We start from the raw sequence: 16178 nt of genomic DNA, 5'->3' as shown, positions 1-16178 counted from the left end.
TCCAGCGGGACCGTGCGGGGAGTGCAGACGATGTCAAGCAACACGGTGTCAAGCAACACGGTGTCAAGCAACGAGGACAGGCTCCGCGAGTACCTCAAGCGCGTGACGGCCGACCTCGGCCGGACCAGGCAGCGCCTGCAGGCCGAGCAGGCGCGCACGAACGAGCCGATCGCGATCGTCGGCATGGCCTGCCGCTACCCCGGCGGGGTCGCCTCGCCCGAGGACCTGTGGCGGCTCGTCCTGGCCGAACGCGACGCGGTCGGCGGCTTCCCCACCGACCGCGGCTGGGACGTCGAGGGGATGTACGACCCGGACCCGGACGCGGTCGGCAAGAGCTACGCCACCGAGGGCGGGTTCGTCCACGACGCCTTCGACTTCGACGCCGACTTCTTCGGCATCTCCCCGCGCGAGGCCCTGGTCATGGACCCGCAGCAGCGGCTGCTGCTGGAAGCCTGCTGGGAGGCGGTCGAGCGGGCCGGCATCGACCCGTCCTCGCTGGCCGGCAGCCCGACCGGGGTGTTCGCCGGCGCCATCTCCTCCGGCTACCTGGTGCGGCTGAACCGGCCCCCGGCGGGCGTCGAGGGCTACCTGGGCACCGGGAACATGGCGAGCATCGCCTCCGGCCGGGTCGCCTACGCGCTGGGCCTGCACGGCCCGGCCGTCACCGTCGACACCGCCTGCTCCTCCTCGCTGGTCGCCCTGCACTGGGCCGCCCAGTCGCTGCGCGCGGGGGAGTGCACGCTGGCCCTGGCCGGCGGGGTGACGGTGATGGCCAACCCCGGCGCGTTCCTCGAGTTCTCCCGGCAGCGCGGGCTGGCCGCGGACGGCCGCTGCAAGTCCTTCGCCGCCGCCGCGGACGGAGCCGGCTGGTCCGAGGGCGTCGGCGTGCTGCTGCTCGAACGGCTCTCCGAGGCCCGCCGCAACGGGCACCGGGTGCTGGCCGTGGTCCGCGGCTCGGCGGTCAACCAGGACGGCGCCTCCAACGGGCTCACCGCCCCCAACGACCGGGCCCAGGAACGGGTGATCCGGGCGGCGCTGGACAACGCCGGCCTGACCGCCGACCAGGTCGACGCCGTCGAGGCGCACGGCACCGGCACCCGGCTCGGCGACCCGATCGAGGCCCAGGCCCTGATCGCCGCCTACGGCCGGGCGCACACCGCCGAACGCCCGCTCTGGCTCGGCTCGGTCAAGTCCAACCTCGCGCACAGCCAGGCCGCCGCCGGGGTGGCCGGCGTGATCAAGATGGTGCAGGCGCTGCGGCACGGCGTGCTGCCGCGCACCCTGCACGTCGACGAGCCGACCCCCGAGGTCGACTGGTCGGCCGGCACCGTAAGGCTCCTGACGGAACGTCGGGACTGGCCGCGCGGCGAACAGCCGCGCCGCGCCGCGGTCTCCTCGTTCGGGATCAGCGGCACCAACGCGCACGTGATCCTGGAGGAGGCACCCGCCGTCGAGCAGCCGGACGCCGCGGAACCCTGGCCGGCCGGCCCCGTCCCGTGGATCCTCTCGGCGAAGACCGCACCCGCCCTCGCCGCCCAGGCCGCCCGCCTCGCCGACGCCGAACTCGACCCGCGGGCCCGGCCGGTGGACGTCGCCCGGTCGCTCGCCACCGGCCGCGCCGTGCTCGACCACCGCGCCGTGGTGCTCGCCGCCGACCACGGCGCCGCCCGGCGGGCCCTGCGCGCGCTCGCCGACGGGCAGCCCTCCGCCGCCCTCGTCACCGGCACGGCGGGCGCGGCCCGCAAGGTCGCCTTCGTCTTCCCCGGCCAGGGCTCCCAGTGGGCCGGCATGGGCGCCGAACTCCTCGACACCGCGCCCGTGTTCGCCGAGCGCATCGCGGAGTGCGAGGCCGCGCTCGCGCCGCACACGGACTGGTCGCTGACCGAGGTGCTGCGCACCGGCACCGGCCTGGACCAGGTCGACGTCGTCCAACCCGCCCTGTGGGCCGTGATGGTGGCGCTGGCCGCACTCTGGCGCTCCCACGGCGTCGAACCCGCGGCCGTGGTCGGCCACTCGCAGGGCGAGATCGCCGCCGCCTGCGTCGCCGGGGCGCTCACACTGGCGGACGGCGCCCGCGTCGTCGCCCTGCGCAGCCGCGCCCTGCTCGCCCTCTCCGGCAAGGGCGGCATGGTCTCCCTCCCGCTGCCCGCCGCCGACGTGGCGACGCTGCTGGAGCCGTACGGTGACCGGATCTCCGTCGCCGCGCTCAACGGCCCCTCCTCCACCGTGGTTTCGGGCGACGCGGACGCCCTGGAGCAGCTGCTCGCCGAGCACGAGCACGAACGCGCGCGCCGCATCGACGTCGACTACGCCTCGCACAGCGCCCACGTCGAGGCGATCCGCGACGAGCTGCTCACCGCGCTCGCCGGGATCACCCCGCTCGCCGCCGACATCCCCTTCCACTCCACCGTCACCGGCGGCGAGCTGGACACCACCGCCCTGGACGCCGCGTACTGGTACACCAACCTGCGCGAGCCCGTCCGCTTCGCGCCCGTGATCGAGCACCTGGCGCGGCACGGCACCGGCGTCTTCGTCGAGGCGAGCCCGCACCCCGTCGTCGCGGTCGGGATCGGCGAGACCGTCGACCAGGCCGGTGCCACCGCCGCCGCCATCGGCTCGCTGCGCCGCGACGAAGGCGGCCCGGGGCGTTTTCTGCACTCCCTCGCCGAGGCCTGGACACACGGCGCCCCGGTGGACTGGCGGGCCGCGCTCGGCGGCGGCCGGCCGGTCGACCTGCCCACCTACCCCTTCCAGCGCCGGCGCTACCTGCTGGAGGTCGGCGCGGACGAACCCGCGCCCGCCGACCCGGCCGAGGCCGCGTTCTGGGCGGCCGTCGAGGACGGCGACCCGGCCGGGCTCCCGGCCACCGTCACCCCCGACGCCTGGCGCGCGGTGCTCCCCGGCCTCGCCGCCTGGCGGCGCGAACGCCGCGAACGCGCCCAGCTCGACTCCTGGCGCTACCGGATCGCCTGGCGCCGCCGGGCCGATCCCGCCACCGCGCCGCGGCTCACCGGCCACTGGCTGCTGGTCGCGCCCACCGGCGAGCCCACCGCCGACGTCGAGCGCGAGCTGACCGCCCGCGGCGCCGCCGTCACCGCCCTCGCCGTGGACACCGCGAGCACGGCGGACCGCGCCGCCCTCGCCGACGCGCTGCGCACCGCCGCCGCCGAGGCCGGGGCCCCCGTCGCGGGCGTGCTCTCGCTGCTCGCCCTGGCCGAGGCCCCGCACCCGGCCCACCCGGCCGTACCCGCCGGCTTCCCGGCCACCGTCGCGCTGATCCAGGCGGTCGGCGACGCCGACCTGGGCGCCCCGCTCTGGTGCGCCACCCGGGGCGGCGTCACGGTCGGTGCCGGCGACCGGCTCGGCAACCCGTTCCAGGCCCTCTACTGGGGGCTCGGCCAGGTCGCCTCGATGGAGCACCCCAAGCTCTGGGGCGGCCTGGTGGACCTGCCCGCCACCGGCTGCGGCCCGGCCGAACTGGGCCGGCTCGCCGCCGTGCTGGCCGAGGGCGCGGACCGGGGCGGCGAGGACCAGACCGCCGTGCGCGCCGACGGCGTCCACCTGCGCCGGATCGTCCGCGCCCCGCTGGCCGGCCGCCCGCCGGCCCGCCCCTGGGCGCCCACCGGCACCGTCCTGATCACCGGCGGCACCGGCGGCCTCGGCGCCCGGACCGCCCGCTGGCTGGCCCGCAACGGCGCCCCCCGGCTGCTGCTGGCCAGCCGGCGCGGCCCGGACGCCCCCGGCGCCGCCGAACTGCACGCCGAACTCACCGCGCTCGGCGCCGAGACGGTGATCGCCCGCTGCGACGTCGCCGACCGCGCCGCGCTCGCCGCCCTGCTCGCCGGCATCCCCGCCGAGCAGCCGCTGACCGCCGTGGTGCACACCGCGGCGATCCTGGACGACGCGGTGATCGACCGGCTCACCCCCGAGCAGGTCGACCGGGTGCTCCGGGTCAAGGCGCACGGCGCCCTGCACCTGCACGAACTCACCCGCGGGCTGGACCTGGCCGCCTTCGTGGTGTTCTCCTCCTTCGCGGCCACCTTCGGCGCCCCCGGCCTCGCCAACTACGCGCCCGGCAACGCCTTCCTGGAGGCCCTGGCCGAGCAGCGCCGGGCCGACGGGCTGCCCGCCACCGCGATCGCCTGGGGCACCTGGGCCGGCGGCGGCATGGCGGCCGACGGCATCGGCGAACGCGCCCGCCGGCACGGCCTGCACGAGATGGACCCGGACCTGGCCACCGAGGCCCTCGGCGACGCCCTCGCCCACGACGAGACCCGCTCGGTGGTCATCGACGTGCGCTGGGAGCGGTTCGCCGCCGTCTTCGCCTCGGAGCGCACCGGCCGGCTGCTGGACGAGATCCCCGAGGCCCGCAAGGCCGTCGAGAGCGCCGAGCGCGACCCCGCCGCCGACGCCGCCGCGCCCGCCGACCTGCGCCGGCGCCTGGCCGGCGCGCCGGAGGTCGAACGTGACCGGATCCTGCTGGAACTGGTCCGCTCGCACGTCGCCGCCGTGCTCGGCCACCCCGACGAACGGGCGGTGGCGCCCGCCCGCCCGTTCCGGGACCTCGGCTTCGACTCGCTGACCGGCGTCGAACTGCGCAACCGGCTCGGCTCGGCCACCGGGCTGCGGCTGCCCGCGACGCTCGTGTTCGACCACCCGACCCCGGCGGCGATGGCCCGCCACCTGCGCGGCGAACTCCTCGCCGACACCCCCGCCGTGCTCCCCGGGCTCGCCGAACTCGACCGGCTGGAAGCCGCGCTCGCCGCCGTCCCCGACGACGACGCGGCCCGCACCCGGATCACCCACCGCCTCAACGCCCTGCTGGCGAAGTGGCACACCGGCCACGGCCCGGAGGCCGAACCGGCCGACGACCTGGACGCGACGAGCGACGCGGAGCTCTTCGGCCTCCTCGACGACGAACTGGAGTCGCCGTGACGGCCGGGCCGCCCGCAGGCGGCGAACCGCAGCCCCCGCAACCGCAGAGATGGGTGACCGAGTCGTGACCAGCAACGAAGCGAAGCTCCGCGACTACCTCAAGCGCGCCACGACCGACCTGCGCAAGGCCCGGCGGCGGGTGCAGGAACTGGAGGAGGCCGAGCCGATCGCGATCGTCGGCATGGCCTGCCGCTACCCCGGCGGGGTCGCCTCGCCCGAGGACCTGTGGCGCCTGGTGGCCGAGGGCGGCGACGCCGTCGCCGGGTTCCCGGCAAATCGGGGGTGGGACCTGGAGGCGCTCTACGACCCGGACCCGGACCGCCCCGGCACGTCCTACACCCGCGAGGGCGGCTTCCTCTACGAGGCCGACGCCTTCGACCCCGAGCTGTTCGGCATCCCGCCGCGCGAGGCGCTGGCCATGGACCCGCAGCAGCGGCTCGTCCTGGAGACCTCCTGGGAGGCCTTCGAACGGGCCGGCCTGGACCCGCTCTCGCTCGGCGGCAGACCGATCGGTGTCTTCGTCGGCATGGTCGCCCAGGGCTACGGCAGCCGGCTGGACCGGGTGCCCGAGTCCGTCGAGGGCTACCTCGGCACGGGCAGCGCGGCCAGCGTCGTCTCCGGCCGGGTCTCGTACACCTTCGGCCTGGAGGGCCCGGCCGTCACCGTGGACACCGCCTGCTCCTCCTCCCTGGTGGCCCTGCACCTGGCCTGCCAGGCGCTGCGGGCCGGCGAGTGCACCATGGCGCTGGCCGGCGGCGCCACCGTGATGGCCACGCCCGGCCTCTTCACGGAGTTCAGCCGCCAGCGCGGCCTGGCCGCCGACGGCCGCTCGAAGGCCTTCGCGGCCGCCGCGGACGGCACCAGCTTCGCCGAGGGCGCGGGCATGCTGCTGATCGAGAAGCTGTCCGACGCCCGGCGCCACGGACACCCGGTGCTGGCCGTGGTGCGCGGCTCGGCGGTCAACCAGGACGGCGCCTCCAACGGCCTCACCGCGCCCAACGGCCCCGCCCAGCAGCGGGTGATCGAGGCCGCGCTGGCCCACGCCCGGCTGACGGCCGGCCAGGTCGACGCCGTCGAGGCGCACGGCACCGGCACCACGCTCGGCGACCCGATCGAGGCCCAGGCCCTGATCGCCGCCTACGGGCCGGCGCACTCCGCCGAACGGCCGCTGTGGCTGGGCGCGTTGAAGTCCAACCTCGGCCACACCCAGGCGGCGGCCGGGGTGGCCGGCGTCATCAAGACCGTGATGGCGCTGCGGAACGGCCTGCTGCCGCGCACGCTCCACGTGGACGCGCCGACGCCCGAGGTGGACTGGTCGGCGGGCACCGTGCGGCTGCTGACCGAGCCGGTGGCGTGGCCGCGCGGGACGGAACCGCGCCGGGCCGGGGTCTCCGCGTTCGGCGTCAGCGGCACCAACACCCATGTGATCCTGGAGGAAGCCCCGGCCGAACCGGCCCAGGAACCCGCCGAGCGGGCGGCGCCGCTCCCGCTGCGGGCGGACGTCCTGCCCTGGCCGGTCAGCGGCCGCACCGACGCGGCGCTCACCGCCCAGGCCGCCCGGCTGGCGCCCTTCGTCGCGCAGCACCCCGAGCTCGCACCCGCCGACCTGGGCCGGTCCCTGGCGACCACCCGGGCCGCCCTGGACCGGCGGGCCGTGGTGCTCGCCGCCGACCCCGCCCAGGCCCGGCAGGCCCTGGACGCGCTCGCGGCCGGCCGGACCACCGCCGCGACCGTGCGCGGAGCGGTGCTGGCCGAGCCGGGCGTGGTCTTCGTCTTCCCGGGGCAGGGCTCGCAGTGGGTCGGCATGGGGGCCGAACTGCTGGACGCCTCGCCGGTGTTCGCGGCGCGCATCGCCGCGTGCGAGGCGGCGCTGGCGCCGTACGTGGACTGGTCGCTGACCGAAGTCCTGCGCGGCGGTGCGGGGTTGGACCGGGTGGACGTCGTGCAGCCGGTGCTGTGGGCGGTGATGGTGTCGCTGGCGGCGCTCTGGCGGTCGTTCGGCGTCGAACCGGCGGCCGTGGTCGGGCACTCGCAGGGCGAGATCGCGGCGGCGTGTGTGGCCGGGGCGCTGTCGCTCGACGACGGCGCCCGGGTCGTCGCGCTGCGCGCCCGGGCGCTGCCGGCGCTGTCCGGCGAGGGCGGCATGGTGTCAGTCCCGCTGCCCGCCGAGGAGGTGGCGCGGCTGCTGGAGCCGTACGGCGGCCGGATCTCGATCGCCGCGCTCAACGGGCCTTCGTCGACGGTGGTTTCGGGTGACGCGGACGCGCTGGAGCAGTTGCTGGCGGAGCACGAGCGGGCGCGCCGGATCGACGTCGACTACGCCTCGCACTCCGCCCACGTGGAGGCGATCCGCGAGGAGATCCTGACCGCGCTCCAGGGCATCGCCCCGCGCCCGGCCGAAGTCCCGTTCTACTCCACGCTGGTGGGTGAGCCGATCGACACCCGCACGCTCGACGCCGCCTACTGGTACCGCAACCTGCGCGAGCCGGTGCGCTTCGCTCCCGTCGTGCGCCGCCTGCTCGACGACGGCTTCGCCCTGTTCGTCGAGGCCAGCGCGCACCCCGTGCTCACCGTCGGCATCGGCGAGGGCATCGAGCAGGCCGGCGCCGCCGCCGTCGCCCTCGGCACCCTGCGCCGCGAGGAGGGCGGCTCCGAGCGGGTGCTGCGCTCGCTCGCCGAGGCCTGGGTGCACGGCGCGCCCGTCGCCTGGCCCGAGGTCTTCGGCAGCGGCCCCACGGTCGACCTGCCCACCTACGCCTTCCAGCGCCGCCGCTACTGGCTGGAAGCCCCGCCCGCCGAACAGCTCGCCGTCCCGGCGGACGAGAGCGAGACCGCGTTCTGGGCCGCCGTCGAGAACCAGGACCTCAGCTCGCTGATCAGCAGCGCCGACATCGACGTGACGGACACCGAGGACTCCTGGGAGGCCGTGCTGCCCGCGCTCGCCGCCTGGCGCCGGGCCCGCCGCCGGTCCGCGACGATCGACCGCTGGCGCTACCGGATCGCCTGGCGGCCCGTCCCCGTGCCCGCAGCGCCCGTGCTGAGCGGCCGCTGGCTGCTGCTGCTCCCTCCCGCCGAGACCGCCCTGGCCGCCGACTGCCGCGACGCGCTGGCCGCGCACGGCGCCGAGCCCGTCCCGGTGCCGGTGGACGCCGCCACCGCCGACCGGGCCGCGCTGGGGGATGCTCTGCGCGCGGCCGCCGCCGACCGGCCGGTGGCCGGGGTGCTCTCGCTGCTCGGCCTGGACGAGCGCCCCCGGGCCGAACAGCCGCTGGTGCCGGCCGGCGTCGCCGCGACCGCCGCGGCCGTCCTCGCGCTCGACGACGCCGGGATCGAGGCCGGGCTGTGGAGCGCCACCAGCGGCGCCGTCCGGGCGGAGAAGGCCGATACCGTCGACCACCCCGTCCAGGCCCACGTCTGGGGCCTCGGCCGGGTGGCCGCCCTGGAGCGGCCCGCCCACTGGGCCGGCCTGGTGGACCTGCCGGCCGCGCTCGACCCGCGCGCCGCCGCCCGGCTCTGCGCGGTGCTCGGCGGCATCGAGGGCGCGGACGGCACCGAGGACCAACTGGCCGTCCGCGCCGGCGGGGTGTTCGCCCGCCGCCTGGTCCGCGCCCCGCTGGACGGCGCGCCCGCCGCGCTGAACGGCGCGCCCGCCCCGCGGCCGTGGCGCCCGCGCGGCACCGTGCTGGTCACCGGCGGCACCGGCGCCCTCGGCGCCCGGGTCGCCCGGGCCCTCGCCGCGCGCGGCGCCGAGCACCTGCTGCTCACGAGCCGGCGCGGACCCACCGCCCCCGGCGCCGCCGAACTCGCCGAGGAGCTCACCGGGTTGGGAGCCCGGGTCACCGTCACCGCCTGCGACGTCGCCGACCGGGCGGCGCTGGCCGCCGTCCTCGCCGCCGTGCCCTCGGACGCCCCGCTCACCGCCGTCGTGCACACCGCGGGCATCACCCAGGCCAGCCCGATCGACGAGACCGGCCCGGCCGAGCACGCCGCCGTCGTCGCGGGTAACTCGGCGGGGGCCGCCCACCTGGACGACCTGCTCGGGGACCGGGAGCTGGACGCCTTCGTGCTCTTCTCCTCGAACGCGGGCGTCTGGGGCAGCGGCGGCCAGGGCGCCTACGCGGGCGCCAACGCGTACCTCGACGCGCTCGCCGAGCACCGCCGGGCCCGCGGCCGCACCGCCACCTCGGTCGCCTGGGGCGCCTGGGACGGCGGCGGACTGACCGCCACCGACGGCGCCACCGAACAGCTGCGCCGACGCGGCGTCCTGGCCATGGACCCCGAACCGGCACTCGCCGCCCTGCTGCAGGCCGTCGCCCGGGACGAGACGTTCCTGGCCGTCGCCGACGTGGACTGGGCCCGGTTCGTGCCCGGCTTCACCGCCCGGCGCCGAAGCCCGCTGCTCGCCGAACTGCCCGAGGTGCGCGCCGCGTTGGGCGCCGCCGAGCAGGCCCCGCAGCCGGCGGACTCCGACCTCGCCCGCCGCCTGGCCGACACCCCGCCCGCCGACCACGAGCGGATCCTGCTCGACCTGGTGCTCACCGAGGTCGCCGCCGCGCTCGGCCACGACTCGCCCGATGCGCTGGAGGCCGGCCGCCCGTTCAAGGACCTCGGCTTCGACTCGCTGATCGCCGTCGACCTGCGCAACCGGCTGCGCACGGCAGCCGGTCTCCCGCTGCCGGCCACGCTGGTCTTCGACCACCCGACGCCCACCGCACTCGCCCGCCACCTGCGCGAGGAACTGCTCGGCCTGCGGGCGGCCGCGCCGCTGCCGGCCGCCGTCGCAGTCGGCACCGACGACGAGCCGATCGCCATCGTCGGCATGGCCTGCCGCTACCCCGGCGGGGTGACCACCCCCGAGGGCCTGTGGCAGCTGGTGCTCGACGGCCGCGACGCGGTCGGCGCGTTCCCCACCGATCGCGGCTGGGACACCGACGGCCTCTACGACCCGGACCCCGACCGGCCCGGCAAGTCCTACGTGCGCGAGGGCGGCTTCCTCACCGACGCCTCCCGGTTCGACGCCGGGTTCTTCGGCATCTCCCCGCGCGAGGCGCTGGCGATGGACCCGCAGCAGCGGCTGCTCCTGGAAACCTCCTGGGAGGCCATCGAACGGGCCGGAATCGACCCGGCCGCGCTCAAGGGCGGAGCAACCGGTGTGTTCGTCGGCGCCGCGCACCCCGGCTACGGCGAGGGCCTGACCCGGGTACCGGACGGCGTCGAAGGCCACCTGCTGTTCGGCGGCTCCTCGGCCGTCACCTCCGGCCGGGTCGCCTACACCTTCGGCCTCGAAGGCCCGGCGGTCACCGTCGACACCATGTGCTCCTCCTCCCTGGTCGCCCTCCACCTGGCCTGCCAGGCGCTGCGCACCGGCGAGTGCTCGACGGCGCTGGCCGCCGGCGCCATGATCATGGTGTCCCCGGGCGTCTTCGTCGCCTTCAGCCGCCAGCGCGGCCTCGCCCGCGACGGCCGCTGCAAACCCTTCTCCGCCGACGCGGACGGCACCGGCTGGGGCGAGGGCGTGGGCACCCTGCTGCTGGAACGGCTCTCCGACGCCCGCCGCCACGGCCACCCGGTGCTCGCCGTGATCCGGGGCAGCGCGACCAACCAGGACGGCGCCTCCAACGGCCTGACCGCCCCCAACGGCCCCTCCCAGCAACGGGTGATCCGCCAGGCGCTGGCCAACGCCCGGCTCGCACCGGAGGACATCGACGCCGTCGAGGCGCACGGCACCGGCACCACGCTCGGCGACCCGATCGAGGCGCAGGCCCTGATCGCCACGTACGGGCGGGGCCGCAGCCCCGAACGGCCGCTGTGGCTGGGCGCGTTGAAGTCCAACATCGGCCACACCCAGGCGGCCTCCGGGATCGCCGGGGTGATCAAGACGGTGATGGCGCTGCGCCACGGCATCCTGCCGCGCACGCTGCACGCGGACGAGCCGACGCCCGAGGTGGACTGGTCGGCGGGCACCGTCCGGCTGCTCACCGAGCAGCGGGAGTGGCCCGCGGTGGACCGCCCGCGCCGGGCCGGGGTGTCGGCCTTCGGCGGCTCCGGCACCAACGCACACGTGATCCTGGAGCAGGCGCCGGAGCCCGAACTCCCTGCTGGACCGTCCGTCGAGCGCCCGGCGCCGGTGCTGGACACGCCCGTCCTGCCCTGGGTGCTGTCGGGCCGGACGGCGGGCGCCCTGGCGGGCCAGGCCGAGCGGCTGGCCGCGGCGGCATCGGACAGCGCCCCGGCGGACGTGGCGCGCTCGCTGGTGGAGTCGCGGGCGGTGTTCGAGCGGCGTGCGGTGGTGGTCGGCTCCGCGCCGGAGCAACTGTGCGCCGCTCTACGTGCGTTGGCGGTGGGTGAGCCGTCTGCGGCGGTGGTGACGGGGGTCGCGGGGGACGGGCGGGTGGTGTTCGTCTTCCCGGGGCAGGGCTCGCAGTGGGCCGGGATGGGCGCCGAACTGCTGGACACGGCGCCGGTGTTCGCCGCGCGGATCGCGGAGTGCGAGGCGGCGCTGGCGCCGCATGTGGACTGGTCGCTCACCGAAGTGCTGCGCAGCGGCGAGGACTTGGACCGGGTCGACGTGGTCCAGCCGGTGCTGTGGGCGGTGATGGTGGCGCTGGCCCAGCTGTGGCGCGCTGTTGGCGTCGAGCCGGCGGCCGTGGTGGGGCACTCGCAGGGCGAGATCGCCGCTGCCTGCGTGGCGGGGGCGTTGTCGTTGGAGGACGGTGCCCGGGTCGTCGCGCTGCGCAGTCGTGCTCTGTTGGCGCTGTCCGGCAAGGGCGGCATGGTCTCGCTTCCGCTGCCCGCCGAGGAGGTGGCGGTGCTGCTGGAGCCGTACGGCGGTCGGATCGGGGTCGCCGCGCTCAACGGGCCTTCGTCGACGGTGGTTTCGGGTGACGTGGACGCGCTGGAGCAGCTGCTCGCGCAGCACGAGCGGGCCCGCCGGATCGACGTCGACTACGCCTCGCACGGCCCGCACGTGGAGCAGATCCGCGAGGAACTGCTCACCGCGCTCGCCTCGATCACCCCGCGCACGGCCGACATCCCGTTCCACTCCACCGTCACGGGTGGTGAGGTGGACACCACCGCCCTTGACGCGGAGTACTGGTACACCAACCTGCGCCAACCCGTCCGCTTCGCCCCGGTCGTCGAAGCCCTGGCAGCACGCGGCTTCGGCATCCTCACCGAGGTCAGCGCCCACCCGGTGGTGACCGTCGCAGTCGGCGAGTGCATCGAGCGCAGCGGCCGGAACGCCGTCGCCCTGGGCACCCTGCGTCGCGACGAGGGCGGGCCGCAGCGCTTCCTGCTCTCCCTCGCCGAGGCCTGGACGGCCGGCGCGCCCGTCGACTGGCGGACCGTGCTGCCCGCCGACGCCGCCCTGGTGGACCTGCCCACCTACGCCTTCCAGCGCGAGCGCTACTGGCTGGAGAGCGGCGGCCCGGCCGCCGGTGACCCGGCCGGCCTCGGCCTGGAACCGGCCGACCACCCGCTGCTCGGCGCCGCCGTCGCCGTCGCCGACAGCGGCGAGTACCTGTTCACCGGCCGGCTCTCCACGCGGACGCACCCCTGGCTCGCCGACCACGCGGTGGGCGGCGCCGTGCTGCTGCCCGGCACCGCCTTCGTGGAGCTCGCGGTCCGGGCCGGCGACGAGGTCGGCTGCGACCGCGTGGACGAACTCACCCTGGAGGCCCCGCTGGTGCTCGCCGAGCGCGAGGCGGTGCTGGTGCAACTGCGGGTCGAGGAGCCGGACCGGGACGGGCGGCGGGCCTTCGCCGTCCACTCGCGCGCCGAGCAGGGCGAGGGCTGGCTGCGCCACGCCACCGGCGTGTTGGCCGCCGGACCGGCAGCCCGGGACACAGCCGTCGACCTCACCGCCTGGCCGCCGCCCGGCGCCGAACCGGTGGACGCAACCGGCTTCTACCCGGCGATGCTCGACGCGGGCTACCGCTACGGCCCGGCCTTCCAGGGCCTGCGCGCCGTCTGGCGGCGCGGCGAGGAGGTGTTCGCCGAGGTCGCGCTGCCGGACGGCCACGACCGGCAGGCCGACCGCTTCGGCCTGCACCCGGCGCTCTTCGACGCCGCGCTGCAGGCGATGGGCTTCGGCGAGTTCGCCGAGCCCGGCGCCGGTGCCGACGCCGGTTCCGCCCTGCTGCCGTTCGCCTGGCAGGGCGTGACGCTGCTGGCCACCGGCGCGCCCGCGCTGCGGGTGCGGATCGCCGCCGCCGGGCCGTCCGCGGTGACCGTGCAGGCGGCGGACGCGGCCGGGCAGCCGGTCGCCGTCGTCGACTCGCTCGCGCTGCGCCCGGTCTCCGCCGCGCAGTTGGCCACCGCCGGAGCCGCCGGCCGGTCGGACGCGCTGTTCCGGCTGGACTGGACCCCGGTGGAGGCGCAGCCCGCCGACAGCGGCCGGTGGACCGTGCTGGCCGAGGGCGCCGAACCGGACCTGGACGCGCTGCCCGCCGACACCGAGGTCGTCCTCCTCCCGCTCGCCCCGGCGAACGGAACGGACTCGGTCGCCGTCGCCCACGCGGCCACCGCCCGCGCCCTGGCGACGGCCCAGCGCTGGCTGGCCGACGACCGCCGACCCGCGGCCCGGCTCGCCGTCGTCACTCGGGGCGCCCTGTCCGTCCGCCCCGGCGAGGACGTCACCGACCTCGCGCACGCGGGCGTGTGGGGCCTGCTGCGGTCCGCCCAGTCCGAGCACCCCGACCGGCTGCTGCTGGTGGACGCGGACACCCCGGACCCGGTCGAGCAGGCCCTCGCCGTCGCCGTCGCCCTGGCCGGTGGCGAGCCGCAGGCGGCCCTGCGGGAGGGCACGGTGCTCGCCCCCCGGCTGGCCCGGCCCGGCGGCGACGGCACGCTCGCGGTGCCGGACACCCCCGCCTGGCGGCTGGACCTCGCGGCCGCGGGCACCTCGTCCGTGGGCACGTCGTCCGCGGGCACGGCGGCCGCCGGCACCCTGGAGAGCCTGGCGCTGGTGCCCTTCCCGCAGGCGCTCGCGCCGCTGGCGCCCGGTCAGCTGCGGATCGCCGTCCGGGCCGCCGGCCTGAACTTCCGCGACGTGCTGCTCGCCCTCGGCATGTACCCCGGGGAGGGCTTCCTCGGCAGCGAGGCCGCCGGCGTGGTCACCGAGGTCGGCCCCGGCGTCGACGGCTTCGCGCCGGGGGACCGGGTGCTGGGCATGGTCCCGGGCGGCTTCGGCCCGGTCGCCGTCGCCGACCACCGGATGGTGGCGCGGATGCCCGCCGGCTGGTCGTTCGAGCAGGCCGCCACGGTGCCGGTGGCGTTCGCGACCGCCTGGTACGGCCTGGTCGACCTGGGCGGACTGCGGCCGGGCGAGGCGGTGCTGGTGCACGCCGCCGCCGGCGGGGTCGGCATGGCCGCCGTCCAGCTCGCCCGCCACCTGGGCGCCGAGGTGTACGCCACGGCGAGCCCCGCGAAGTTGGCGGCGGTGCGCGCGCTGGGCGTGCCCGAGGAGCGGATCGCCTCCTCCCGCGACCTCGGGTTCGAGCGGCGGATCGCGGCGGCGACCGGCGGCCGGGGCGTGGACCTGGTGCTGGACTCGCTGGCCCGCGAGTTCGTGGACGCCTCGCTGCGGCTGCTGCCGCGCGGCGGCCGGTTCCTGGAGCTCGGCCGCACCGACGTGCGCGACCCCGGCGCGGTCGCGGCCGCGCACCCCGGTGTCGCCTACCGTGCCTACGACCTGGCCGAGGCCGGGCCGGAGCGCATCGGCGAGATCCTCACCGAGGTCCTCGCGCTCTTCGAGCGGGGCGTCCTGCGCGCCCACCCGCGCCGCAGCTGGGACGTCCGGCGCGCCCCCGAGGCGTTCCGCCGGATGAGCCGGGCCGGGCACACCGGCAAGCTGGTGCTCACCGTGCCGCACGCCCTCGATCCCGAGGGCACCGTGCTGGTCACCGGCGGCACCGGCACCCTCGGCGCGCTGCTCGCCCGGCACCTGGTCACCGCGCACGGCGCCCGGCACCTGCTGCTCACCAGCCGCGGCGGCCCGCAGGCGCCCGGCGCCGCCGAACTGGCCGCAGAACTCGACAGGTTGGGCGCCCGGGTGACCGTCGCCGCCTGCGACGCCGCCGACCGGACGGCGCTGGCCGAGCTGCTGGCCACCGTCCCGGCCGCCCACCCGCTGACCGCCGTGGTGCACGCGGCCGGCGCGCTGGACGACGGCGTGCTGACCGCGCTCACCCCCGAGCGGCTGGCCGCCGTCCTCCGGCCGAAGCTCGACGCGGCGGCCCACCTGCACGAGCTGACCCGGCACCAGGACCTGGCCGCGTTCGTGCTGTTCTCCTCCGCCTCCGGCGTCTTCGGCACCCCCGGCCAGGCCAACTACGCCGCCGCCAACACCTTCCTGGACGCGCTGGCCGCGCACCGGCGGGCCCAGGGCCTGCCCGGCGTCTCGCTGGCCTGGGGCTACTGGGCCGAGACCAGCGCGCTGACCGGCCGCCTCGGCGCCGGCGACGTCACCCGGATGAACCGGGGCGGCGCCCTGCCGCTGACCTCCGCGCAGGGCCTGGCCCTGTTCGACACCGCGCTCCGCCTCGACCAGCCGCTGCAGCTGCCGATCCGGCTCGACCTGGCCGGCCTGCGCGCGCGGCTCGGCGAGGCCCCGGTGCCGCCGCTCTACCGGGCCCTGGTGCGTCCGGCGGCGCGCCGGGCGGTGGACGCCGGTGCCGACGGCGGCGCGGCCGCGCTCGCCGAACGGCTCTCCCGGCTGCCGGAGGGCGAGCGGCTGCCCGCCGCGCTGGAGCTGGTGCGCCGCCACGTCGCCACCGTGCTCGGCCACGCCTCCCCGCAGGCCGTGGACCCGGAGCGGGGGCTGCTGGACCTCGGCTTCGACTCGCTCACCGCGGTCGAGCTGCGCAACCGGCTCGGCGCGGCCGCCGGGCTGCGGCTGCCCGTCACGCTGGTCTTCGACCACCCGACACCGGCCGCGCTGGCCCGCCACCTGCTGGACGAGCTGGCACCGGGCAAACCCTCCCCGGGCGGCGGCGCACCCGAGGCCGGCCCGCGGCCGGTCGCGGAGGCCGACATCCGGCGCGCGCTGGCCGCGATCCCGCTGGCCACGATCCCGCTGGCCCGGCTGCGCGAGTCGGGCGTGCTGGACGCCCTGCTGCGGCTGGCCGAGCCGGCCCCCGCCCCGACCCCGACCCCGACCCCTGACGAGGACCCGTCCGTCGCGATCGCCGGCATGGACGTGGACCAGCTGGTCGAGCTGGCGCTCGGCCCGCAGGACTCCTGAC

At 77.4% G+C, this 16178-nt stretch carries 2 protein-coding genes; both read left to right on the top strand.

The features are described from left to right. Positions 1-30 precede the first annotated feature (30 nt). Entirely contained in the window at positions 31-4935 is a 4905-nt protein-coding gene (locus AB2U05_RS00420) for a type I polyketide synthase (protein WP_369182050.1), read from the top strand. A gap of 49 nt (positions 4936-4984) precedes the next feature. Next, entirely contained in the window at positions 4985-16177 is an 11193-nt protein-coding gene (locus AB2U05_RS00415) for a type I polyketide synthase (RefSeq protein ID WP_369182049.1), read from the top strand. The last annotated feature ends 1 nt before the right edge of the window (position 16178 follow it).

The sequence above is a fragment of the Streptomyces sp. Y1 genome (assembly GCF_041053115.1).
Lineage (GTDB): Bacteria > Actinomycetota > Actinomycetes > Streptomycetales > Streptomycetaceae > Kitasatospora > Kitasatospora rubellomurina.
The sequence above is the reverse complement of the archived record's forward strand: the minus strand, read 5'-3'. Positions and strand labels throughout refer to the sequence as shown.

Excerpts from the sequence above, each read along its gene's own strand:
- AB2U05_RS00420 (WP_369182050.1), top strand. The coding sequence starts at position 31 with ATGTCAAGCAACACGGTGTCAAGCAACACGGTGTCAAGCAACGAGGAC.
- AB2U05_RS00415 (WP_369182049.1), top strand. The coding sequence starts at position 4,985 with ATGGGTGACCGAGTCGTGACCAGCAACGAAGCGAAGCTCCGCGACTAC.